We start from the raw sequence: 22,040 nt of genomic DNA, 5'->3' as shown, positions 1-22,040 counted from the left end.
ATGGATCCGAATCTGATTGGTCTGGGCGCGTTGATCGGTGGCGGCCTCATCATGGGTGGCGGCGCAATCGGTGCCGGCGTCGGTGACGGTATCGCCGGTTCCGCCTTGATCTCCGGCATCGCACGTCAGCCGGAGGCACAGGGCCGTCTGTTCACTCCGTTCTTCATCACCGTCGGTCTGGTCGAGGCCGCGTACTTCATCAACCTCGCGTTCATGGCGCTGTTCGTGTTCGCCACCCCGATTTCCGGCCAGTCCTGATCTTCCCGGTTTTAGTCGGGTTCCTCGAACAACAAGGGACATCTGAACCATGAATCTCGCCGCAGAGAACTTCTTGATCCCCAATGGCACGTTCTTCGCGTGTCTGCTGATCTTCGTCGTCGTGCTGATCGTGATCCGCGCGTGGATCGTGCAACCGATTGTCAAGGTGCTCGACGAACGGCAGGCACGGGTCGCGAAGACTGCTGAGGACAACAATGCCGCTGCGGCGAGCTACGAGGACGCCGACCGGGAGTATCAGGCCCGAATGAAGGAAGCCCGCGCCGACGCGACCCGAATCCGGGACGAAGCGCGGGCCAAGGGGAACGAGGAGTTGTCGGATGCGAAGCGGCGTGCGACGGATGAGGCCGACGCCGCTCTCGCGAAGATCTCCGCAGACCTCAAGGTTGAGGCCGACAACGCCGTGACCGAGGCCAAGCGCGACGTCGACTCACTGTCGCGGACGCTTGCTGACCGTGTTCTCGGCACACAGGGTGCCGGCGTGCAAAGTTCAGGGGCGACGACCGCCTCGCCAGAGACTGAGACGGTGAAGTAGCAGTGGACGTATTTATCGGACAGCTTGTCGGCTTTCTGCTCATCATTGCGCTGTTGTGGAAGTTCGTCGTGCCGTTCTTGCGGAAGACCGTGAAGAGCGCACAGGACGTCGTCGACCAGCAGGTGGCCGAGAGCGATGCGGCCAAGGCGCGCCTCGAAGACGCCAAGGTCGCGTACGAGCGCTCGATCGAGCAGGCCAAGGTCGAGGCCAAACAACTACACGAGGGTGCGATCGAGGATGCCAAGGGCATCGCCGACGACCTGCACAAGCAGGCCGACGTCGAGGTCAAGCGCATCTCCGAGCACGGCAAGGCGCAGGGCGAACTCATTCGCACGTCGATGGTCCGCCAGTTGCGTAGCGAGCTCGGACTCACCGCGGTCGATGGCGCAGGCAAGATCGTGCGCGATCACCTCGCCGACCCGGCCAACCAGTCGGAGACCGTCGATCGGGTCATCGACGAGCTCTCGGCCATGTCGCGGGGCGGACAGCCCTCGACCGGGGTGCCGAGTTCGAGTGAACTGATCGGGTTGCACTCGATGCACGCCGCCAGCCGTGACGCGGCACGTGCGGTCGCGCGCGAGTTCAGCTCCAACACCGAGGGTAAGTCTCCGCAGGAGTTGCTCGCGGCCAGCGAGGATCTCACGCAGATCATCGACTTCCTCCAGCACAACCCGGTGCTGCGGAAGAAGTTCACCGAGGACGAGGATTTCCCGGCCCTCAAGAAGCAGTTGGTGCACAGTCTGTTCGACGGCAAGGCATCGCCGATCGCGGTCGAGGTCGTTGCGTCCGCCGTTGCTCAGCACTGGTCGCAGCCCAACGACATCCTGGTCGCGCTGCGCAGACAGAACGCGCTGGTGGTACTCACTGCGGCTGAGCGTGACGGTCAGATCGAACAGGTCGAGGACGAACTGTTCCGGGTGAGCCGTCTACTCGAGGCGAATCCCACGCTCGCCTCATTGCTGACCGACTTCACCAAGCCCGCGGAGAAGCGCAACGGCCTGCTCACCGGGCTGCTGGGGAGCCAGATCGGCAATTACACCGCGCACCTGCTCACCCAGACGATCAGCCTCCTCCACGGGCAGCCCGCGGAGTCCGCTGTCGACCAGCTCGCGCAATTGGCCGCGGCCATGCGTGGCGAAACAGTCGCCCATGTGGTGTCTGCAGCCGAATTGAGCGATGCTCAGAAGCAACGTCTCGGTGACGTGCTCGCCGAGATCTACCACCGCAAGATCTCGGTGCAGACCGAGATCGACCCGTCGATCATCGGCGGACTGCGTATCGGTGTCGGAGACGAGGTCATCGAGGCCGACATCGCGACACGCCTGGCAAAAGCAGCGGAGACACTGCCGAGGTAGCCGCGTCTCGCAGTCGCGAACGACACCTCACCACCACGACTCACTCACACCGACCGACATCAAGAAAGACGAGAACCCATGGCGGAGTTGACGATCTCAGCAGACGAGATTAAGGGAGCGATCGAGCAGTACGTCTCGTCGTTCGAAGCCGAAGCCTCGCGCGACGAGGTCGGCACGATCACCGACACGGCTGACGGCATCGCCCACGTCAGCGGCCTTCCGGGCGCAATGGCCAACGAGCTGTTGCAGTTCCCCGGCGGCATCCAGGGTGTGGCACTGAACCTCGACGAGGACGAGATCGGCGCGGTCATCCTCGGTGACTACGAGGATCTCGAAGAAGGCGGCCAGGTCAGCCGCACCGGCGAGGTGCTCTCGGTGCCCGTCGGCGACAAGTTCCTCGGTCGCGTTGTCGACCCGCTGGGCGCTCCGATCGATGGACTCGGCGACATCGAGGCCGAGGACAATCGTGTCCTCGAGTTGCAGGCTGCCACCGTGCTCGAGCGTCAGCCGGTCGAGGAGTCGCTGGCTACCGGCATCAAGGCCATCGACGCCATGACCGCGATCGGTCGCGGACAGCGTCAGCTCATCATCGGCGACCGCAAGACCGGTAAGACCGCTGTGTGTGTCGATGCGATCCTGAACCAGAAGGACAACTGGGCAACCGGCGACCCGAGTAAGCAGGTCCGGTGCATCTACGTCGCGATCGGTCAGAAGGGCTCGACCATCGCGGGTGTGAAGACGGCACTCGAAGAGGCCGGCGCAATGGAGTACACCACCATCGTCGCCGCACCCGCTTCCGACTCGGCAGGCTTCAAGTGGCTGGCCCCGTACACCGGTTCGGCCCTCGGCCAGCACTGGATGTACCAGGGCAAGCACGTTCTCGTGGTCTTCGACGACCTCACCAAGCAGGCCGAGGCCTACCGCGCCATCTCGCTGCTGCTGCGTCGTCCGCCGGGCCGCGAGGCTTACCCCGGTGACGTCTTCTACCTGCACTCGCGTCTGCTCGAGCGCGCGGCGAAGCTCTCCGACGAGCTCGGTGGCGGCTCGATGACCGCGCTGCCGATCATCGAGACCAAGGCCAACGACGTGTCGGCGTTCATTCCGACCAACGTCATCTCGATCACCGACGGTCAGGTCTTCCTCGAGTCCGACCTGTTCAACAAGGGCGTTCGTCCTGCGATCAACGTCGGTACCTCGGTCTCGCGCGTTGGTGGTGCCGCTCAGACGAAGGGCCTCAAGAAGGTGTCCGGCTCGCTGCGTCTCGAGCTCGCGCAGTTCCGCGAACTCGAAGCCTTCGCTGCCTTCGCCTCCGACCTCGACGCAGCGTCGAAGGCGCAGCTCGAGCGCGGTGCCCGGTGGGTCGAGATGCTCAAGCAGGATCAGTACAGCCCCTACTCGGTCGAGGACGAGATCGTTTCGATCTACCTCTGTGGTGAGGGCCACTACGACTCGGTCCCGGTCGACGATGTCCGGAACTTCGAGACCCAGCTGCTGAGCCACCTGCATCACAACGCGACCGGCGTCTACGACTCGATCGCGGGCGGCCAGGTGCTCACCGACGACCAGGCAGAGGCACTCGTCGCCGAGACCAACAAGTTCAAGAACAGCTACCTCACCCACGACGGCAAGCGCGTCGTCAACGAGGCAGAGGCAGCCGCGATGGACGCCGACGACGTCGAGCAAGAACAGATCAAGATCCGGAAGTGATCGCGTGTCCGTCCGTGCCCGCATCGGGCGTATCCGTGCCAAGGAAGAAGGGGTGAGGGCTCATGGCCAGCATTCGTGAGCTGCGCTCACGCATCCGGTCGGTCCAATCGACGAAGAAGATCACCAAGGCGCAGGAGCTGATCGCGACGTCGCGTATCACCAAGGCTCAGGCCCGGGTGGCGGCAGCGAAGCCCTACTCGGAAGAGATGACCAAGGTGCTCTCCGAACTGGCCAGCAGCGCCGGGTCGCTCGACCATCCGCTGCTCAAGGAGCGCGAGAATCCCAAACGCGCCGCGATTCTGGTGATCACCAGCGACCGCGGCATGGCCGGCGGTTACAACGCGAACGTGCTGCGGTCATCGCGCGAGCTCATCTCGCTCATCCGTGAGGAGGGCAAGGAGCCGGTCCTCTTCGTGATGGGCACCAAGGGCGTGAACTACTTCACCTTCCGCGGTATGGATGTCGCGACGTCGTGGACCGGATTCTCGCAGTCGCCGGAGTACGCGGACGCGGCGCAGGCGAGCAACTTCCTTGTCGACCTCTTCGTGGCGGGGTCGGGGGAGAGCATCGATCTGCCGGACGGCGAGGGAACCATCGAGGGCGTCGACGAATTGCACATCGTCTACACCCGGTTCGTCACGATGCTCACCCAGACGCCCGAGGTCCGTCGCATGGCGCCACTGGTGGTGACCGAGAACGACAACCCGGATCACGGGGAGGTCGAGGTCGACGACGAGTCGCGCAACTACAGCTTCGAGCCGAGCGCAGAGACCCTCCTCGAGGCACTGTTGCCGAAGTATGTCGCCACGCGCGTCTACGCGGCGCTACTGGACTCGGCCGCATCCGAGTCGGCCGCACGTCGCACGGCGATGAAGGCAGCGACAGACAACGCCGAGGAACTGTCCAAGACGTTGTCGCGTGAGGCCAACCAGCTCCGCCAGGCCCAGATCACCCAGGAAATCAGCGAGATCGTCGGCGGATCGAGCGCCCTCGCCAACTGACGCCGATCCCACCCAAACTTCGATCAAAAGGAAGTGACCCAAGCATCATGACCGCAACTGTAGAGACACCCTCGTCGCAGTCGGCGGGGACCACCGAGGGCCGCGTTGTCCGCATCATCGGCCCCGTCGTCGACGTCGAGTTCCCCCGCAGCTCGATCCCAGGCCTGTTCAACGCCCTGCACACCGAGGTGACACTCGAGGCCGTCGCCAAGACGCTGACCCTCGAGGTCGCACAGCACCTCGGCGACAACCTGGTCCGCACCATCTCGATGCAGCCCACCGACGGCCTCGTCCGCGGTGCGATCGTGACCGACTCGGGCTACCCGATCCGTGTCCCGGTCGGTGACCAGGTCAAGGGCCACGTGTTCAACGCCCTCGGCGACTGCCTCGACAGCCCGGGCCTCGGTCGCGATGGCGAGCAGTGGGGTATCCACCGCAAGCCGCCGGCCTTCGACGAGCTCGAGGGCAAGACCGAGATCCTCGAGACCGGCATCAAGGTCATCGACCTGCTGACCCCGTACGTCAAGGGCGGCAAGATCGGCCTGTTCGGCGGCGCCGGCGTGGGCAAGACCGTGCTCATCCAGGAGATGATCACCCGTATCGCCCGTGAGTTCTCCGGTACCTCGGTGTTCGCGGGCGTGGGTGAGCGGACCCGTGAGGGAACCGACCTCATCATGGAAATGGAAGAGATGGGTGTCCTCCAGGACACGGCCCTCGTCTTCGGTCAGATGGATGAGCCGCCGGGCACGCGTATGCGCGTCGCTCTCTCGGCCCTCACCATGGCCGAGTACTTCCGCGACGTGAAGCACCAGGACGTGCTTCTGTTCATCGACAACATCTTCCGATTCACCCAGGCGGGCTCCGAGGTCTCGACGCTGCTCGGTCGTATGCCGTCTGCCGTGGGATACCAGCCGACGCTGGCCGACGAGATGGGTGAGCTGCAGGAGCGCATCACCTCGACCAAGGGTCGCTCGATCACCTCGCTGCAGGCGATCTACGTGCCAGCGGACGACTACACCGACCCCGCGCCTGCCACGACGTTCGCGCACCTCGATGCGACGACCGAGCTCTCACGTCCGATCTCGCAGCTCGGTATCTACCCCGCGGTGGATCCGTTGACCTCGACGTCGCGCATTCTCGAGGCCTCGATCGTCGGAGACGAGCACTTCCGAGTCGCCAACGAGGTCAAGAGCATCCTGCAGAAGTACAAGGAGCTCCAGGACATCATCGCCATCCTCGGTATGGACGAGCTGTCCGAAGAGGACAAGGTGACGGTGCAGCGCGCACGTCGCATCCAGAAGTTCCTCGGCCAGAACTTCCTCGTCGCCGAGAAGTTCACCGGCCAGCCCGGATCGGTCGTGCCGCTCGCCGACACCATCGAGGCGTTCGACCGCATCTGCAAGGGCGAGTTCGACGCTTACCCGGAGCAGGCGTTCAACAGCTGCGGTGGCCTCGACGACGTGGAGGCAGCCGCCGCCAAGCTCGCCGGAAAGTAGCGGTACGCCATGGCTGAGAAGTCCTTCCACGTCGAGGTCGTATCCGCCGACGCCGAGCTGTACTCGGGTGAGGCCACATTCGTCATCGCGCAGACCACGGTCGGCGAGATGGGTGTGCTGGCCAATCACGAACCGCTACTCGGACAACTCGTCCCCGGCGGGTTCGTGGTGATCGTCGAGGAGAGCGGCACCCGCAAGGCGGCCGCCGTCGAAGGCGGATTCATCTCGGTGACGGGCGAGTCGGTGACGATTCTCGCCGAGGCCGCAGAATGGGCCGACGGCGTCGACGTCAACGCCGAGAAGTCCGCGCTCGAGTCCGCAGAGCCCGGTACCACGGAGTACAACCGTGCGCATGCACGGTTGCGCGCCGCGGAGCAGATCGCCTGATCGAGAACGAGCCGATGCGTGCGGTGACGTCCTGATCTGGACGAAAACCGTTGCGTCACAATTGAATACGAGTCATCACGATGACTCGGTAGTCGTCTGCCGGCCACCCGCGCTTCGCGGGTGGCTGGCTGCGTCATACGGTCTACTGGCATGCTGGGGGAGTCATCACCGAAACAGCCCGTCGACAGCCCGCCGACATCTCGGTGATGCAACCCGCGCGAGGGAGGTTTGCCGCGTGACCGTTGTGGTCGTCCTGCTGATTCTGCTTTTGGTGGCGCTGGTTGTCTGCGGCCTGCTTGCATACCGACTACAACAATTGCGCAGCGCGGGAACCCCCGCGCTGTTGCGCGATCTGCCTGCCGAGCTCGACGAGGGCTGGCGGCACGGCAGCGTCCACTATGGGGACGAATCGCTGCGGTACTTCCGGCTCAGCTCGCTGCGGCCCGGTCCGTCACGCCGCTTCCCTCGCCACAGCATCGAGATCGTTGGTCGGCGGTGTGCCGCAGGCAGCGAGGGCGTCATTCTCGACGGGATGACCATTCTGCACGTGCGTGAGTACCACGACGACGACGAGCCCAGCGAGTACGAACTCGCGCTGACCCCCGACGGGGTCACGGCCTTCCAGGCGTGGCTGGAGGCGGGGGCTCCGCAGCGGTCACAGCGGCGTCGAAGCGCCTGACCCGTAACTCTGAGCCGTAATGCCCGAGCGCGGCACTCAGGGGCGGTGACGATCCCCGCCGGGAATCCAGGTCACGTCGCCCTCTCCGCCCGATCCGCGGTTGGCGACTCGGGACAGGATGAACAGCAGATCCGACAACCGATTCAGGTACCGGGCGGGCAGGACGGACGTGTGCTCGGGGTCGGCGTCGACCGCAGCCCACGCCGAACGTTCGGCTCGACGAGTGACTGCGCGCGCCTGGTGTAGAAGCGCGGCGAACGGGGTGCCACCGGGCAGGACGAACGAATTCAGGGCGGGTAGGTCGGCGCCGAAGTCGTCACACCACGATTCGAGGGCATCGATATAGCTCTGTTCGATGCGTAGCGGCGGATATTTGGGGTCCTCGACGACCGGTGTCGAGAGGTCGGCCCCGGCGTCGAAGAGGTCGTTCTGGACCGTCGTGAGCACGCCGGCGATCGCTTCTGGGATCTGCCCACCCAGTGCGAGGGCCGCGCCGATAACGGTGTTGGCCTCGTCGCAGTCGGCGTAGGCGACAACGCGCGCATCGGTCTTGGGTACGCGCGAGAAGTCGCTGAGCCCGGTGGTGCCGTCGTCGCCGGTGCGGGTGTAGATACGAGTCAAGTGCACGGCCATGAATCCAAATGTAACCGCAGGTCCAGTGCTGTGCGTCGAGCACTGGCGTGAGGCGGATAAGGTATCTCACGTGAGTGATCGGTTTCTGGTGTCCGGGGGAGCACGCCTGCATGGCGAGGTGTCGGTCGGTGGGGCCAAGAACAGTGTCCTCAAGCTGATGGCTGCGTCGTTGCTCGCCGAGGGCACGACCACGTTGACCAATTCGCCCGAGATCGCCGACGTCCCGCTCATGGCCGACGTTCTGCGCGGTCTTGGTGCTGTCGTTGAGATCGACGGTGAGACGGTCACGATCGAAGCGCCCGCAGAACCCAAGTACCACGCAGACTTCGACGCGGTGAAGCAGTTCCGTGCGTCGGTGTGCGTGCTGGGACCGTTGATGGCTCGGTGTCGACGCGCCGTCGTCGCTCTCCCCGGTGGCGATGCGATCGGTTCCCGACCACTCGACATGCATCAGGCGGGGTTGCGCGCGCTGGGCGCGCACAGCTCGATTGAACACGGCTGTGTGGTCGCCGAGGCCGACGCGCTCGTCGGCGCCCCGATCGCACTCGAATTCCCTTCGGTCGGCGCCACGGAGAACATCCTGATGGCCGCGGTGCTCGCCGAGGGTGAGACGGTCATCGACAATGCTGCCCGTGAGCCCGAGATCGTCGATCTGTGCGTGATGCTGCAACAGATGGGTGCGCGGATCGAGGGCGCGGGGACGTCGACGTTGACGGTCACCGGCGTCGAGCGGCTGCATCCCACCACCCACCGGGTGGTCGGCGACAGGATCGTCGGCGCGACGTGGGGTATCGCCGCGGTGATGACCCGCGGCGACGTCACGGTCAACGGCGTCAATCCCCACCACCTGCAGCTGGTGTTGAACAAGCTCGTCGACACCGGGGCCCGCGTCGAGACGCATCCGAATGGGTTCCGTGTCAGCCATGACCGGAGGCCAACCGCCGTCAACGTCTCGACGCTGCCGTTCCCCGGCTTCCCGACGGACCTGCAGCCGATGGCGATCGGCTGGGCGTCGATCGCCGAGGGGATGTCGGTGATCACCGAGAACGTCTTCGAGGCGCGATTCCGCTTCGTCGAGGAGATGGTTCGCCTCGGTGCGGATGCACGTACGGACGGCCATCACGCGGTCATTCGTGGCATCGAGAGGCTCTCCAGCGCGCCCGTGTGGTGTTCGGATATTCGCGCGGGTGCAGGTCTCGTCCTCGCCGGCCTGGTCGCAGACGGGGTGACCGAGGTGCACGACGTCGAGCACATCGACCGGGGGTATCCGCACTTCGTCGAGAATCTGCGGAGCCTCGGCGGCGAGATCGAACGCGTCACCGGGTAAGTACATGGCCGACACTGAGCACGCTCGCGGCGTCGACATCGCGGAGTGGTCCACCAGGTTCGACCTGTTGTCGGACCCGCACCGACTGGAGATCCTGCTGCTGCTGCACCGGCATCCGGGCATCATCGTCGGCGACATCGCCACCGAGGTCGGGCGCACCGAGACGGCGGTCTCGCAGGCGCTGCGCGTGCTGCGCCATCAGGGCTGGGTCACGTCGACACGCGTCGGACGATCGGTGAGCTATCGGCTCGACGACGAGACGGTCCACGATCTTCTGCACTGGATCGGTGCTGGCCACAACCCGCCCTCCTAGGCAACAGGCAGGTCGGTCGTCGAGGAGCGTCGTGTGGCCAGTGTCACACCTGACCGTTCGGATAGTCTGCCCGCTTCAACATCTGAATAAGTGGACAGATGTCGGTGCCGGACCTAACGTCTGACGCATCGTGTTCGTTCGGACTGCACGCCAACGGGTCTGACGGCACACTCGTGTTCACCCGTTGAAGGGACACCGCTCAATGTCCACCACCGTCGTCGCCATGCACATGAGCGACGGAATCATCAATGCGCAGACGTCGATTCTGTTTGGTGTCGTCGCCGCCGCGGGACTCGCATTCTGTGCGTGGCGCGCACGGACCGATCTGGACGAGAAGGCCGTACCGATGGCCGGACTCGTCGCCGCGTTCATCTTCGCCGTCCAGATGATCAATTTCCCTATCCTGCCCGGCGTCAGCGGGCACCTGCTGGGTGGCACGCTCGCTGCCATTCTGGTCGGGCCGTACACCGGTGCACTGTGCATCGCGATCGTCCTCGTGGTGCAGTGTCTGCTGTTCGCCGACGGCGGCGTCACCGCGCTCGGAGCCAACATCACCAACATGGCCCTGATCTCGACGTTCGTCGGGTACGGCGTCGCAGTCGGGTTGTCGCGACTCCTGCGTTTCCGACGCCACGGGGTGTCGCGGCTCGGCGCGATCGCGTTCATTGCGGCGTTGTGTGGAACCGTCTCCGCTGCAACAGGATTCGTCATCGAGTACGCGATCGGCGGTGCCGCGATGACGTCCCTGACGACTGTCGCGGGCTACATGTGGGGCACCCATATCCTGATCGGAATCGGTGAGGGGCTGATCACCGCGGTGACTGTCGTCGCCGTCGCCAAAGCGCGTCCCGACCTCGTCTACCTGCTGCGGCGCGAACGCGATGCCTCCGAGCGAATCGAGGTGGCGGCATGAGTATCGCCGCGTCAGAGTCGCGCCCGCCACGAGTGCGGCGTCGACACTTCCTCATCCTGTTCGCCGTGGTTGCGCTGCTGATCGCGGGACTGCTGTCCTACTTTGCGAGCAGCTCGCCAGACGGTCTCGATTCGGCCACTCTGCAGGGTTGTCAGACCGTCACGGTCAACGGCGTCGAGGAGCTGAAGGGGACCTGCATCGCACAGCACGCCACCGATCACGCGATGTCGACGTCGCCGCTCGCCGAATATGCGGTGAAGGGTGCTCAGTACACCAACGGCATCGCCGGGATCATCGGGGTGCTCGTCACTCTCGCGGTGGCGGTCGGCGCGTTCTGGCTGATCGCCCGCGCCCGTCGAACGAGCGTCGCGCCAGCGCAGGCAAACGACTGACGATGGGCGCCGGGCACGCACATCCGCTCTACCGCGACGTCACCTCGCGTGTGCACCGCGCGCCGACCGAAGTCAAACTGGTCTGCCTCGTGGTGTTCGTGTTCGCCGTGGTCGCGACGCCGCGCGAAATGTTCTGGCCCTATCTGGGCTTCGCGGCCATCGTGCTCGTCGTGTGGCAGCTCGCCCGCGTTCCGATCCGGTGGATCCTTCCACGGATGCTGATCGAGGTTCCGTTTGTCGTCCTCGCCGTGCTTCTGCCGTTCGCCGAAGGTGGGCGTCGCGTCGATGTCGTCGGCGTATCCCTTTCCGTGGCAGGGCTTTACGCGGCTTGGGGAATCGTCGTCAAGGGCACGCTCGGTGTCGCGGCGTCGTTGACCTTCGCTGCGACGACCCCTGCTCGCGAGCTGCCCGTCGCGCTGAGCAGGCTCGGGGTTCCGCGCACGATCACGCCGATCTTCGTCATGATGCTGCGGTACGTGGATCTGCTGTCCGCGGAGGTCAAGCGCATGCAGATCGCGCGCACCGCCCGAGGTGATTCTCCGCGCGCACTGCATCAGGCCAAGGCTGTTGCCGTGAGCATCGGATCGGTATTTCTGCGCTCCTACGAACGTGGCGAGCGAGTACACCTCGCGATGATGTCGAGGGGGTTCACCGGAGCGATCCCCGACATGCCCGGCGTGGCGACGTCGCCGCGCGCGACGTCTGCGCAGTGGACGCTGGTGTTGCTTCCCGCGGTAGCAGCCGTCGTGGTGGCGGCCACAGCGTGGAGTCTGGCATGAACGCGATCGACATCCGCGCCCTCCGATTCGCTTATCCCGATGGACATCTCGCGCTCGACGGCATCGACCTGTCGGTCGCCGAGGGCGAGCGGGTGGCAGTTCTCGGCCCCAACGGAGCGGGAAAGACCACCCTGATGCTTGCGCTCAACGGCGTGCTCCTGCCGACGTCGGGTTCGGTGTCGATCTATGGCTCACCGGTGGGGAAGTCGACGCTGCGCGAGGTGCGACGGCGCGTCGGTCTGGTGTTCCAGGACCCCGACGATCAACTGTTCATGCCGACGCTCGCCGAGGACGTCGCCTTCGGTCCCGCGAACTTCGGCGTCGAAGGACCCGAACTCGCGCGGCGGGTCGCCGAGGCGCTCGAGGCGGTGTCGATGACGCGGCACGCGGACGCCAGTCCCCACCACCTGTCGGGCGGACAGCGTCGACGAGGCGCCCTCGCGACCGTATTGGCTTGTCGCCCAGACATCTTGGTGCTCGACGAGCCCTCGGCGAACCTCGACCCGGTGGCACGGCGTGAACTCGCGGACACCCTGCTCACGCTCGACACGACGATGCTCGTCGTCACCCACGACCTGCCGTATGCGGCACAGTTGTGCGACCGAGCGGTGATCGTCGACGACGGGCGCGTCGTCGCCGACGATTCCGTCGACGCGATCCTTGCCGACACCACACTGTTGGCCGCGCATCGGCTCGAACTGCCGTGGGGTTTCGACGCGGAGACGTTGCGGCGCGCGAGGGCCGGTCAACGCTGAGGTGGGTACCTGTCCGGAAGGTCAGGTGCCGACCCGGCCGGGGGTCAGTACTGGCGGCAGTATCGGACGGTTCGGTCGCAAAGCACTTCTGAGGCCGGGTGTGACGCGCGTAACGTCTCGATCGCTCACCCACTCCCGACGCCACGTGTGTCGGCAGCATCGAGAAGGTCAGGTCAGAAATGCAGGTAGACGAACTACTCAAGCCGTTCCCCATCAAGGAATTTCATCCGTTCCCGCGCGCCATGATGGGTCCCGGCGCGCACGAGATGATCGGGCCGGAGGCGCTCAAGCTCGGCTTCAAGAAGACGCTCATCATGACGACCGGCCTGCGTGGCAGCGACACGGTCCACAAGATCGTCGAGTCGTGCAAGTACCACGGACTCGAGGTTGTGCTCTACGACAAGGTCGAGTCCAACCCCAAGGACTACAACGTCATGGACGCGGTGTCGCTCTACAACTCCGAGCAGTGCGATTCGTTCATCTCGATCGGTGGCGGCTCCGCGCACGATGCCTGTAAGGGTGCCCGTATCTCCGTCGCCCATGATGGACGAAATGTCAACGAGTTCGAGGGTTTCAACAAGAGCGAGAATCCCAAGAATCCGCCGCACATCGCCGTATCCACGACTGCCGGAACGGGTTCGGAGACTTCGTGGGCATACGTCATCACCGACACCACGACAGATCCCGACAAGCCGCATAAGTACGTTGCGTTCGATGACGCGGCTGTCACGACACTAGCCATCGACGATCCGGTCCTCTACTACGATTGCCCGGTCGCCTTCACCGCACAGTGTGGTTTCGACGTGCTCGCACACGCTTCCGAGCCGTACGTCTCGCGGCTCAACTTCCCGCCGTCGATGGGCAACGCCCTCTACGCGGTGAAGATGACGGCCGAGAACCTGCGCGAGGCCACGTGGAACGGTGTTGACCTCAAGGGTCGCGAGGGAATGATGTACGCGCAGTACATCGCTGCACAGGCGTTCAATTCCGGCGGCCTCGGCATCATCCACTCGATCAGTCACGCGGTGTCGGCCTTCTTCGACACCCACCACGGTCTGAACAACGCCATCGCCCTGCCCCGCGTCTGGGCGTTCAACATGCCGGCGATGTACGAGCGCTACGCCGACATGGCTGAGGCGATGGGTGTCGATACCCACGGCATGACCAAGGTGCAGGCTGCCGATGCCGCTCTCGGCGCCGCGATTCGCCTGCTCCGTGACGTGGGCATCGTCGAGAAGTTCGCCGACGTCAAGCAGGACACCTACCCCAAGAACCGCCTCGGCCAGGGGCCGACCAAGTTCTACCAGGGTCGTCCTGACATCACCACCGATGCCGCGACCATCGACGCGCTGACCAACCACGTCCTCGGTGACGCATGCACGCCTGGCAACCCCAAGGAATGCACCTTCGAGACGGTTCGTCCTGTCGTTGAGCATTGCGTCAACGGCGACCTCGACGAACTGCTGCCGTAGGTCACGAGTCCTCCGCACGGTCATGCCGTGCGGGCACGGCCCCGGATGACGGATTCCGGTACCCCAAAACGGAATCCGTCATCCGGATCCAACCTTCCCGCCCCACACCGCACACCCCGATCGACTTGAGATCCGCACAGCACAGGAGACGCCGATGTCAGTGCAGACCGCCGCGCCCGATGACACCACCGCAGCCGGAGCCGACAGCACCGCTGACCCCTCTTACTTCGCCGACGTCGACGATGTAGTGAACCGATTCGCTGACGCGGGCTACCTTGCCGACCAACGCCTGGCGACGACGGTTTTCCTGCAGAGCAGACTGGGCAAACCCGTGCTGCTCGAAGGGCCTGCGGGAGTGGGGAAGACGCAGCTCGCCAAGACTCTCGCGGACGTCACAGGACGAGAACTGTTGCGGCTGCAGTGTTACGAGGGCCAGGACGAGACCACAGCGCTCTACGAGTGGGACTACGGCAAGCAACTGCTCTACACGCAGGTGCTGCGGGAGAAGATCAGTCAGGTGGTCGCCGACGCCGCGTCGTTGTCGGAGGCCGTCGACCGGATCGGCGCCGAGGAAAGCGTCTTCTTCTCCGAGCGATTCCTCGCCCCCCGCCCGCTGCTGGAGGCGGTGCGATCCGAGAAGCCCGTCGTGCTGCTGATCGACGAGGTCGACCGCGCCGACGAGGCGCTCGAGGCTGTGCTCCTCGAGCTTCTCGCCGAGTATCAGGTGTCGGTGCCAGAAATCGGCACATTCGTCGCCAACCACCAACCGATGATCATCTTGACCTCCAACAACACACGCGATCTGTCCGCAGCTCTGAAACGTCGCTGCCTGCACCTTTCGCTCGACTACCCCGATGCCGCACGCGAACTCGACATCATCAGGTCCAAGGACACCGGGCTCGCTGACGTCCTCGCCTCCAAGCTCGTCGAGATCGTCCGTGGTCTGCGCGATCTCGACCTACGAAAAGCCCCGAGTATCTCCGAGACCATCGACTGGGCGCGCACCCTCGCCGTCCTCGGCGCAGACGAGCTGAGCGCGGATGTTTTGTCGCAGACGGCCAATGTAGTCGTGAAATACGACAGGGATCTCACCCGTGCGCTCGATGCACTGCCGCGCCTTGTCGATCCGAATGCTCAGGTGCCCGATCACCTTCACTCGCACGGTCATGGACACGGACATTCGCACGGTCCGGGGCACTCGCATGATCACGACCACGGCGACCACGATCATTCACACGACGACAAGGGTTCGGCGGACCACTCCGGCAAGGCACGGCGCGCGGCCAAGGACGAGCCCGGCCGCCACAGCGACGAGTACTACGGATCGCCAGGGGCCAAGAGCGACGCCGGAACCAGGGCAATCAGCGCCTCGCAGGGCAGCAGGTCGTTCAACGCTCGCGGCGCGCGCAAGCGGCCGGTCTAGCGGGGGCGCGCGCTCATGGAAGGGGCTGTACACCGCTTCATTCGGCTGCTGCGGTTGCACGGCGTACGCATCGGTGTGTCGGAGGCGATGGACGCGATGGCCGCCGTGGCGACGGCTGAGATCCTCGCCGATCGGGAACTGCTTCGCTCGGCGTTGCAGGCATGTCTGATCAAGGATCGTCGAGATGAGGAGACATTCGGCCGGGTCTTCGACAGGTTCTTCGCGCTGCGCCCGGTTGTGGACAACGATGGGGATCAAGGGCACTCGCACAGCCACGACGACCTGTCCGATGAGGGCGAGCTCGACGAGTACACGCTGTCGGACGAGGTCAGCAAGACCCCCGCGCAGGGGCACAGCCACGGTCCGCCGTCGAATATCCGGCAGTACTTCGATCCGGAAGACCTCGCAGAGCAATACAACCTCCACCAGGAGTCCAACAAACTCGACATGGCCTCGTTGACCGACGAGATCGTCCTGTCGGCCGATTCGGTTCCCAACTCCGAGCAGGCTGCGCGGGTTCAGCTCAATGTGTCTCGACTGCACAACCCAGGCAGGCCGGGAGAGTTGGTGAGCGGCAACACGACACAACTCGACGCCGAGTTGTCCGTTGCGCAGGAGATGGCTCTACTCGATTGGATCGATGACACCGATGGACTCGACGGAGCGCAACCCGATCCCGAAGAACTCGCGGCGCTGCGTAGCGCATTGGCTGGAATGCTCGACGGGTTGCCGGAGAAACTGCGTGACCACCTCGAGCAGCTGATGGCCACCGACCACGAGCTCGAGGACCGCGAGATCAAGGCGAGCGTGCGCGACGTCATCGGCGAACAAGAGCGTGCCAGCCTCGAAGACTCGGTTCGACGGTTGATCCGCAGCCTGCACGGAGCTCCACGGTCGCGTCGCAAGGTGGCCTCGCGAGGCACCGTCGATGCGGCGCGCACGATGCGGGCGAACCTCCGATTCGACGGCGTTCCTTTCCGCCCGATCACAGTCGCGAAGGTCGAGGACCGGCCGAGTCTTCTGATCCTTGCTGACGTCTCGCTGTCGGTGCGGGCGACAACGAGGTTCACCTTGCAACTCGTACATGGACTGCAGAGCATGGTCGCGCACGTCAGATCGTTCGCCTTCGTATCCGACCTCGTCGAGATCAGCGATCTGTTCGCTGAGCACCCGGCCGAGGAGGCACTGTCGCTCGTCGTGTCCGGGCTACCGGCTGGTGGGGTTCTCGATGTCGATGCCGACTCCGACTACGGCAACGCGCTGCAGACCTTCCTCGACGAATATGGCGGAGCCATCACGAGGCGCACGACGGTCATCGTGCTCGGCGACGGCCGCAACAACGGCAGGGATCCCAACCTCGCTGCGTTCGAAGAGATTACGCGGCGCGCGCGCGAGACCATATGGCTGACGCCGGAGCCGACCTATTCGTGGGGTCTGGGCTCGTGCGACCTCCCCGCATATGCGTCCTTCTGTGATCGCGTGAACGTCGTGCATGATCTTGCCGAATTGGAGCAGGTCTCGGTTGCGGCTTCGGGCGCGTGAGCGATGACATCGCGCGTAGGATTCACGCCGAAGGTGATCGGTGCGATGGGCAGGTGACTTGCGTGGGGACTGATGTCGTCGACACCCGCGTGCCCAGCACTGTTCGGGATACGCGGGCGGCGCGCGGCGGAGGCGTGCACATCGCCAAGTTCCACACACCGGAGATCATCATCGGGCCGGGGTCGCTCGCCGAGGTGCCGCGCGCGGCCGCGGGCCTCGGTATGCGTCGCCTGCTGATCGTCTCCGACCGCGGACTGGTGGCAACTCCGTGGTATCCCCAACTGGCACAAGCACTTCACTCCGAGCGACTGTCGGTGTCGTCATTCACCGACGTATCGGCGAATCCGCGCGCTCCCGAGATCGTCGCGGGCTTCGCGAGGTACGAGGAGAGCGGTGCCGACGGCATCGTCGCTCTCGGCGGTGGGTCGGTGATCGACGCAGCCAAGGGGATCGCGATTCTGGCCGCGAACGGCGGACACATCCTCGAGTACGAGGGGATCGATCGCGCCCGTCGGCCGCTGCCCCCGTTGATCGCCGCACCGACCACGGCGGGAAGCGGTTCGGACGTCTCGCAGTTCTGCATCGTCAACGACGTCGACCGCATGACCAAGGTGACCATCATCGGTCGCGGCTTGGTGCCCGACGTCTCTGTGGTCGACCCACGCACGTTTGCCTCGCTACCCGCAGATGTTGCCGCGCAGTCGGGCATGGACGCCATCACCCACTGCCTCGAGGCATACGCATCGCTTGCGCACAATCGGCTCAGCGATCGCGCGGCACTGAGCTCGATCGGCACCGCGTGGCGCAGCATCGAGAGGTTTGTCGACGATCCGTCCGATCCCGACAGCGGAACCGACATGGCGTATGCGGCGCTCGAGGCGGGCATGGCGTTCACCAACGCGATTCTCGGGGCCACCCACGCCATGAGCCACCCCGTCGGGGGACTGTGCGACGCCGCGCACGGCGCGATCAATGCGGTGCTCCTACCGCATGTCATCCGGTTCAACGCGGAGATCGACCCGACGCCCTACGTCGAACTCGCCGACGCGGTGGGTGTCCGGGGCGGCTCGCCCCGTGCCGTCGCTGAGCGACTCGCCGACGAGGTCGCGTCGTTGTCGCGCAGGGTCGGACTGCCCGGCGACCTCAGATCGCTCGGCGTGCGCGACGAACACGTCGCGGTGCTCACGGCGAACGCGCTGCTCGACGCCTGTATGACGACCAACCCGCGCAAACCGACCGCAGACGACGTCGCGCGTATCTATCGCGAGGCACTGTGACCACCGGCGCCCAGCCCGAGGGGTACGGGCCCGGCGTTGAAGGATCAGGGGCCGGTGGGTCTGGAGTTGACGGGTCTGGCCAGTACGGGCCCGAACTGGACTCGCTGGTCGGGCTGCATTCGGTCAAGGGTTCGCACTATGCGCAGTATCGGGGCGTCGAGCAGCGACTCACGCGCGTGGTCGGCGCGCTCGACCGCATCTCGCGAGCACTCGTCCAAACCGCCGAAGGGCCCGAGAACCTTGTTCTCTCGGTGGTTCGCGCGGTGCGCGAGCACCTCGACGCCGACTGGGTGGTTTTCGCGCTCAGCGACGGTGAACTCGACCGCACCGGGCCGCGGCATCTGATGATGAGCGGTGACGGAACCATCTACGCCTTCGAAGGTGTGCAGGCCGCGCGCACTCCGAGTCACCTTCCCGATGAGGTGCTCAACAGGCTCAACGACATCCTGCGCAGTCAGATGAGTGAACTGAGCCGACCGGTTGTCGCGGACCATCACCTGCACGTCCCTGTGCACCTCGACGGCCGCGTCGTCGGTGGACTCTCGGCATGGACCCCGGATCATGTCGTCGACTCCGCCGACCTCGTCGTGATGCGCATTCTCGCCAGACAGGCGATGGTCGCCCTCCTGAATGCCTCGCTACTCGAGGAGAGCCGGCATCAGCTCGCGCGTGCCGAGGATGCCTACGCCAAGGCGCGTGAGCAGGCGACTGACCTCGCCGTCCGAAACGCGGAACTTCAACGGACACAACGAGAATTGTCCGCCGTGATGCGCCAGCGTCTGGTCACCGAGGAACGCGAGCGCATCGCCCGCGAACTCCACGACTCCGTCACGCAGTCGGTGCTGTCGGCAGGCGTTCAGATCGAGGTGTGTCGGATCGAGTCCGACGCCGCTACGGCCGCGCGCCTCGAGGTCGCGGGGAAATTGACGCGCGATGCCGTCGAACAGTTGCGGTCGGTCATCTACGCGCTCAATCAGTCGCCGTCGGTCGAGGGGCTGAGTCTCGGCGAGGTGCTCGACGAACTGTGTTCGATGCACATGCCCGCCGATCTCGACACCGACGTCCGCGTCGTCGGACGCCCGCGTGATGTCCCAGATGACGTGCAACACGCGGTACTGCGGATCGCGGGCGAGGCGCTGTTCAACACCGCGGTGCACGCCGGGGCACAGACTGCGCGCGTGGTCCTCACCTACGCCGACGACCACGTCGGCCTGGCTGTCGACGACGACGGCGGGGGAGACCCAGGGCATCTTCGGCGAGTGATGCGCGCGGCGATGCTCGGCGACCTCGCCGGCAGGCACCGAGGGCTGGCCAACATGGCCGCGCGTGCGGATCAGTTGGGTGGCGAGGTCCGTGTCCGTCGTTCGCGACTCGGTGGGATACGCATTGCAGCCACATTGCCCGACGTCGCGTCGGCGTCGACGGGTCACACGCGGAGCGGGTCAGGGTCTCGACACGAGGAGGTTGTGCGATGAATTCCACCGAGGTCAGTACCGGCTCGATTCGGGCCATGCTGGTCGACGACCATGCGCTGCTACGGGCGGGCATACGCTCACTGCTTGAGCGTGAGGACACGATATCCGTTGTCGGAGAAGCTGGTTCGTTCGACCACGCGCTCGCAGAAGTCGCACGGTGCCGCCCGGATGTGGTTGTCGTCGATCTCAAGCTGACGGCAGGCACCGAGTACGAGGGGCTGCGACTCATCACCGAGATCGCGCAGCGGCACAGTGATGTGGCCAGTCTGGTGCTCACCACGTTCCTCGATGACGACCTCGTCGTGCGTGCGGTGAAGGCCGGGGCACGTGGATACGTGGTCAAGGATGTCGATACGACCGAACTCGTGCGGGCGATCCAGGCCGTTTCGGGTGGTGGCAGCGCATTCGATCCGCGAAGCGCGGCAATCGTGCTGCGGACGGTATCGGGCGGCGGAGAGAGTCCCGAGGCACTGACCGAGCGCGAGCGCGAGGTGCTCCGGCTACTGGCGGACGGACTGAGCAACAAGCGGATCGGCGAGACGCTGTTCATCTCGGAATCGACGGTGAAGTTCCACATTCGCAACATCATTCGCAAACTCGGGGTCACCAAACGCACCGACGCGGTCTACATCGCCAGCAAGCGGGGCCTCATTTGAGTTGGGGCCTGAGTCGGCGTCCGCCCGCTAATGGCGCTGTCGGCTCTAGCCGCTAATGGCGCTGTCGGCTCTAGCTGGCTCGAGGTGTGAGGATCAACCACCCGCCGTGGTCGTCGAGTATCTCCGCGCCCGCATGATCGACGTGTCCCGCCCAGTCGACGAGGTCGCATTCACGCAGGCAGCTGAGGTGCCCGAAGTGTGGACTCGGCTCGTCTTCGTAGGGGACGGCGACAATCACGCGTCTACGGGCGACCCGCAGAGCTTCTGCAAGCGCTCGCTGTCTTTCGTCACGTGACAAATGTTCGAGCAGGTGAATGAGGGTGACGGTGTCGACCGAATCGTCGGCGAAGGGGAGATCGGTCGCGTTCGCAACAATCGCGTCGACAACGGTTCGACGTCGCGTGGCGGCCGCCCGCAGGAGGTTGATCGCACCAGACGAGATGTCGCACGCGCTGACCTCGAGTCCACTTTCGGCGCACTGCAGTGCGAGGAACCCGAAGCAGCAGCCGACCTCGAGCACGGTCGAACCCGACACCAGGCTGCGAGCTCGACGATGGACGGCGCTGAAGGAGGCGATACCGGTGACGAGATCTCGCAGCGAGTTGTCATAGAACGACGCCCACGCGACGCCGTCGGAGGCGGCAGACGACCGAATCAGTCCGACCGCGGCCTCCTCGAACTCCCACTGGCCGGCGAGCGCGCCGTCTTCGACGAGGCAGATCAGGGCCGTCACCATGACATCGTCGGAGATCAGATCGCTGGTGAACGGATGGCGGATGTCGACCAACGTGGTTCCGTCCTGCGCAGTAGTCCGACGCCACCACAGCGAACCGCATCGTCGGAAGCCCTCGGCAGCGAGAACCCCGGTAGCCGGCTCGGCCCGACGCACAGTGATGGTGCTGGTCGTAGGTGTGCCCGCGCTCCTGGTGTCTGCGCTCCTGATCTCTGGGGCCATGGTCATACCTCGAACGGTAGGAGCCGACCCGCGCACGCGTAACTGACCTGTCAGGCGAGGTCACTGACCGAAAGTATGGGTTTCCGACTCGGATGCGTGTCGATGAACTCGCTGGTAGACGCCTCGCGCAAGGTCCACTGGGACGCCGAAAGACAGCTGGCCAGCGCAGAATGACGCAGATCACATTCACCGATTTTGGGGGCTCAGGCGTGAATTCGACGCTGCGGGGCGCGGCCTGACCGCTCGTGACCTGCGGAAACGTGCGTGGGCGCACGTGCTGACCAGGCGATTTGACCCTCGCCGACGCATTGCGTAACTTTCTTCGAGTCAGCGCGCCACGGCGCCGCCCCGGACGGCCTCCTGAGAGGAAAAGTCACGGGGAAGGGAAACCGGGTTCAGCGCAGACCAACCCCCGAGAAATCACACCGGGTGCCTCGTGCGCCCGGAACGAGATCACGGGAACCAGATGACTCCCGAACGAGAAACAACACGGAGTTGCGGATCGCCGAGAGCGTCTGGTAGGCTGGAAGAGTTGCTCCGGAGACGGGGTCAACATCCTCCAAACGGAACAAGCTTGCTGGTCAAGCCCTTTTCAGGGGTAGCGCCAGTGGGTGTGCGTTCTTTGAGAACTCGATAGTGTGTGTTGAATTGTTTGATGCCATATTTTGGCATCGTGTGTCCAAGTTTTTGGA

At 64.9% G+C, this 22,040-nt stretch carries 22 protein-coding genes; 20 read left to right on the top strand and 2 right to left on the bottom strand.

Annotation, left to right across the window (positions count from 1 at the left end):
• The 8 genes from A5777_RS11490 (at nucleotide 1) to A5777_RS11455 (ending at nucleotide 7,436) form a co-directional block, all read left to right on the top strand.
• Nucleotides 1-258 (top strand): F0F1 ATP synthase subunit C, encoded by a 258-nt coding sequence (locus A5777_RS11490; RefSeq protein WP_005179417.1) that lies wholly within the window; start codon nucleotides 1-3, stop codon nucleotides 256-258.
• Between the two features lie 49 nt (nucleotides 259-307).
• Entirely contained in the window at nucleotides 308-811 is a 504-nt protein-coding gene (locus A5777_RS11485) for a F0F1 ATP synthase subunit B (protein ID WP_064862744.1), read from the top strand.
• Between the two features lie 2 nt (nucleotides 812-813).
• The gene (locus A5777_RS11480) at nucleotides 814-2,166 is read left to right on the top strand and encodes a F0F1 ATP synthase subunit B/delta (RefSeq protein WP_064862743.1); all 1,353 of its coding nucleotides are present in this window, start codon (nucleotides 814-816) and stop codon (nucleotides 2,164-2,166) included.
• A 78-nt stretch (nucleotides 2,167-2,244) separates the two neighbouring features.
• On the top strand, nucleotides 2,245-3,873 hold the full coding sequence (atpA, locus tag A5777_RS11475; protein ID WP_005179408.1) for a F0F1 ATP synthase subunit alpha: 1,629 nt from the start codon (nucleotides 2,245-2,247) through the stop codon (nucleotides 3,871-3,873).
• A gap of 62 nt (nucleotides 3,874-3,935) precedes the next feature.
• A complete protein-coding gene (locus tag A5777_RS11470; RefSeq protein WP_005179406.1) occupies nucleotides 3,936-4,874 on the top strand; it encodes a F0F1 ATP synthase subunit gamma in 939 nt (312 codons plus the stop codon).
• A gap of 47 nt (nucleotides 4,875-4,921) precedes the next feature.
• Nucleotides 4,922-6,370, top strand: a complete 1,449-nt coding sequence (gene atpD, locus A5777_RS11465) for a F0F1 ATP synthase subunit beta (RefSeq protein ID WP_005205724.1) — start codon at nucleotides 4,922-4,924, stop codon at nucleotides 6,368-6,370.
• Nucleotides 6,371-6,379: 9 nt separating this feature from the next.
• The gene (locus tag A5777_RS11460) at nucleotides 6,380-6,757 is read left to right on the top strand and encodes a F0F1 ATP synthase subunit epsilon (protein ID WP_005205722.1); all 378 of its coding nucleotides are present in this window, start codon (nucleotides 6,380-6,382) and stop codon (nucleotides 6,755-6,757) included.
• Nucleotides 6,758-6,992: 235 nt separating this feature from the next.
• The gene (locus tag A5777_RS11455; RefSeq protein ID WP_064862742.1) at nucleotides 6,993-7,436 is read left to right on the top strand and encodes a DUF2550 domain-containing protein; all 444 of its coding nucleotides are present in this window, start codon (nucleotides 6,993-6,995) and stop codon (nucleotides 7,434-7,436) included.
• Nucleotides 7,437-7,472: 36 nt separating this feature from the next.
• On the opposite strand, the gene A5777_RS11450 is transcribed toward A5777_RS11455, so the two are convergent.
• Nucleotides 7,473-8,069, bottom strand: coding sequence for a cob(I)yrinic acid a,c-diamide adenosyltransferase (locus A5777_RS11450; protein ID WP_064862741.1), 597 nt, complete (start codon nucleotides 8,067-8,069; stop codon nucleotides 7,473-7,475).
• A gap of 70 nt (nucleotides 8,070-8,139) precedes the next feature.
• Here A5777_RS11450 and murA point away from each other — a divergent pair, with 70 nt between their 5' ends.
• The 12 genes from murA to A5777_RS11390 all read left to right on the top strand — a co-directional run bounded on the left by murA (nucleotide 8,140) and on the right by A5777_RS11390 (nucleotide 20,393).
• Complete coding sequence (gene murA / locus A5777_RS11445; RefSeq protein WP_039855512.1) at nucleotides 8,140-9,396, top strand: UDP-N-acetylglucosamine 1-carboxyvinyltransferase; 1,257 nt, start codon at nucleotides 8,140-8,142, stop codon at nucleotides 9,394-9,396.
• Between the two features lie 4 nt (nucleotides 9,397-9,400).
• Nucleotides 9,401-9,709, top strand: coding sequence for an ArsR/SmtB family transcription factor (locus tag A5777_RS11440; protein WP_005205714.1), 309 nt, complete (start codon nucleotides 9,401-9,403; stop codon nucleotides 9,707-9,709).
• 202 nt (nucleotides 9,710-9,911) lie between these two features.
• Entirely contained in the window at nucleotides 9,912-10,622 is a 711-nt protein-coding gene (locus tag A5777_RS11435) for an energy-coupling factor ABC transporter permease (protein ID WP_005205712.1), read from the top strand.
• Nucleotides 10,619-11,014, top strand: coding sequence for a PDGLE domain-containing protein (locus A5777_RS11430; protein ID WP_005205710.1), 396 nt, complete (start codon nucleotides 10,619-10,621; stop codon nucleotides 11,012-11,014). Before A5777_RS11435 ends, A5777_RS11430 begins: the two co-directional genes overlap by 4 nt.
• Before the next feature lie 2 nt (nucleotides 11,015-11,016).
• Nucleotides 11,017-11,793: a cobalt ECF transporter T component CbiQ gene (gene cbiQ, locus A5777_RS11425; RefSeq protein ID WP_005205708.1), complete on the top strand. Its 777-nt coding sequence runs from the start codon at nucleotides 11,017-11,019 to the stop codon at nucleotides 11,791-11,793.
• Nucleotides 11,790-12,548 carry an energy-coupling factor ABC transporter ATP-binding protein gene (locus A5777_RS11420; RefSeq protein ID WP_005205707.1) on the top strand — a complete coding sequence of 253 codons (759 nt, stop codon included), beginning with the start codon at nucleotides 11,790-11,792 and terminating at the stop codon, nucleotides 12,546-12,548. Before cbiQ ends, A5777_RS11420 begins: the two co-directional genes overlap by 4 nt.
• A 179-nt stretch (nucleotides 12,549-12,727) precedes the next feature.
• Nucleotides 12,728-14,020: an NDMA-dependent methanol dehydrogenase gene (gene mdo, locus A5777_RS11415; RefSeq protein ID WP_005205706.1), complete on the top strand. Its 1,293-nt coding sequence runs from the start codon at nucleotides 12,728-12,730 to the stop codon at nucleotides 14,018-14,020.
• A 154-nt stretch (nucleotides 14,021-14,174) separates the two neighbouring features.
• Nucleotides 14,175-15,443 carry an AAA family ATPase gene (locus A5777_RS11410; RefSeq protein WP_005205705.1) on the top strand — a complete coding sequence of 423 codons (1,269 nt, stop codon included), beginning with the start codon at nucleotides 14,175-14,177 and terminating at the stop codon, nucleotides 15,441-15,443.
• A gap of 15 nt (nucleotides 15,444-15,458) precedes the next feature.
• Entirely contained in the window at nucleotides 15,459-16,985 is a 1,527-nt protein-coding gene (locus tag A5777_RS11405; RefSeq protein ID WP_005205703.1) for a VWA domain-containing protein, read from the top strand.
• A gap of 89 nt (nucleotides 16,986-17,074) precedes the next feature.
• Nucleotides 17,075-18,262, top strand: a complete 1,188-nt coding sequence (locus A5777_RS11400; protein WP_064862747.1) for an iron-containing alcohol dehydrogenase — start codon at nucleotides 17,075-17,077, stop codon at nucleotides 18,260-18,262.
• A gap of 95 nt (nucleotides 18,263-18,357) precedes the next feature.
• On the top strand, nucleotides 18,358-19,737 hold the full coding sequence (locus A5777_RS11395) for a MadS family sensor histidine kinase (RefSeq protein ID WP_064862746.1): 1,380 nt from the start codon (nucleotides 18,358-18,360) through the stop codon (nucleotides 19,735-19,737).
• Entirely contained in the window at nucleotides 19,734-20,393 is a 660-nt protein-coding gene (locus A5777_RS11390) for a MadR family response regulator transcription factor (RefSeq protein WP_005205696.1), read from the top strand. Before A5777_RS11395 ends, A5777_RS11390 begins: the two co-directional genes overlap by 4 nt.
• A gap of 70 nt (nucleotides 20,394-20,463) precedes the next feature.
• Here the strand turns inward: A5777_RS11390 and mftM are convergent, their stop codons facing one another.
• On the bottom strand, nucleotides 20,464-21,354 hold the full coding sequence (mftM, locus tag A5777_RS11385) for a mycofactocin oligosaccharide methyltransferase MftM (RefSeq protein ID WP_231894508.1): 891 nt from the start codon (nucleotides 21,352-21,354) through the stop codon (nucleotides 20,464-20,466).
• Between the last annotated feature and the right edge of the window lie 686 nt (nucleotides 21,355-22,040).

This window comes from Gordonia sp. 852002-10350_SCH5691597 (assembly GCF_001665715.1).
In the GTDB taxonomy this organism is placed as follows: domain Bacteria; phylum Actinomycetota; class Actinomycetes; order Mycobacteriales; family Mycobacteriaceae; genus Gordonia; species Gordonia sputi.
Note: the sequence above shows the minus strand (reverse complement) of the source record. Positions and strands in the feature narration are given on the sequence as shown.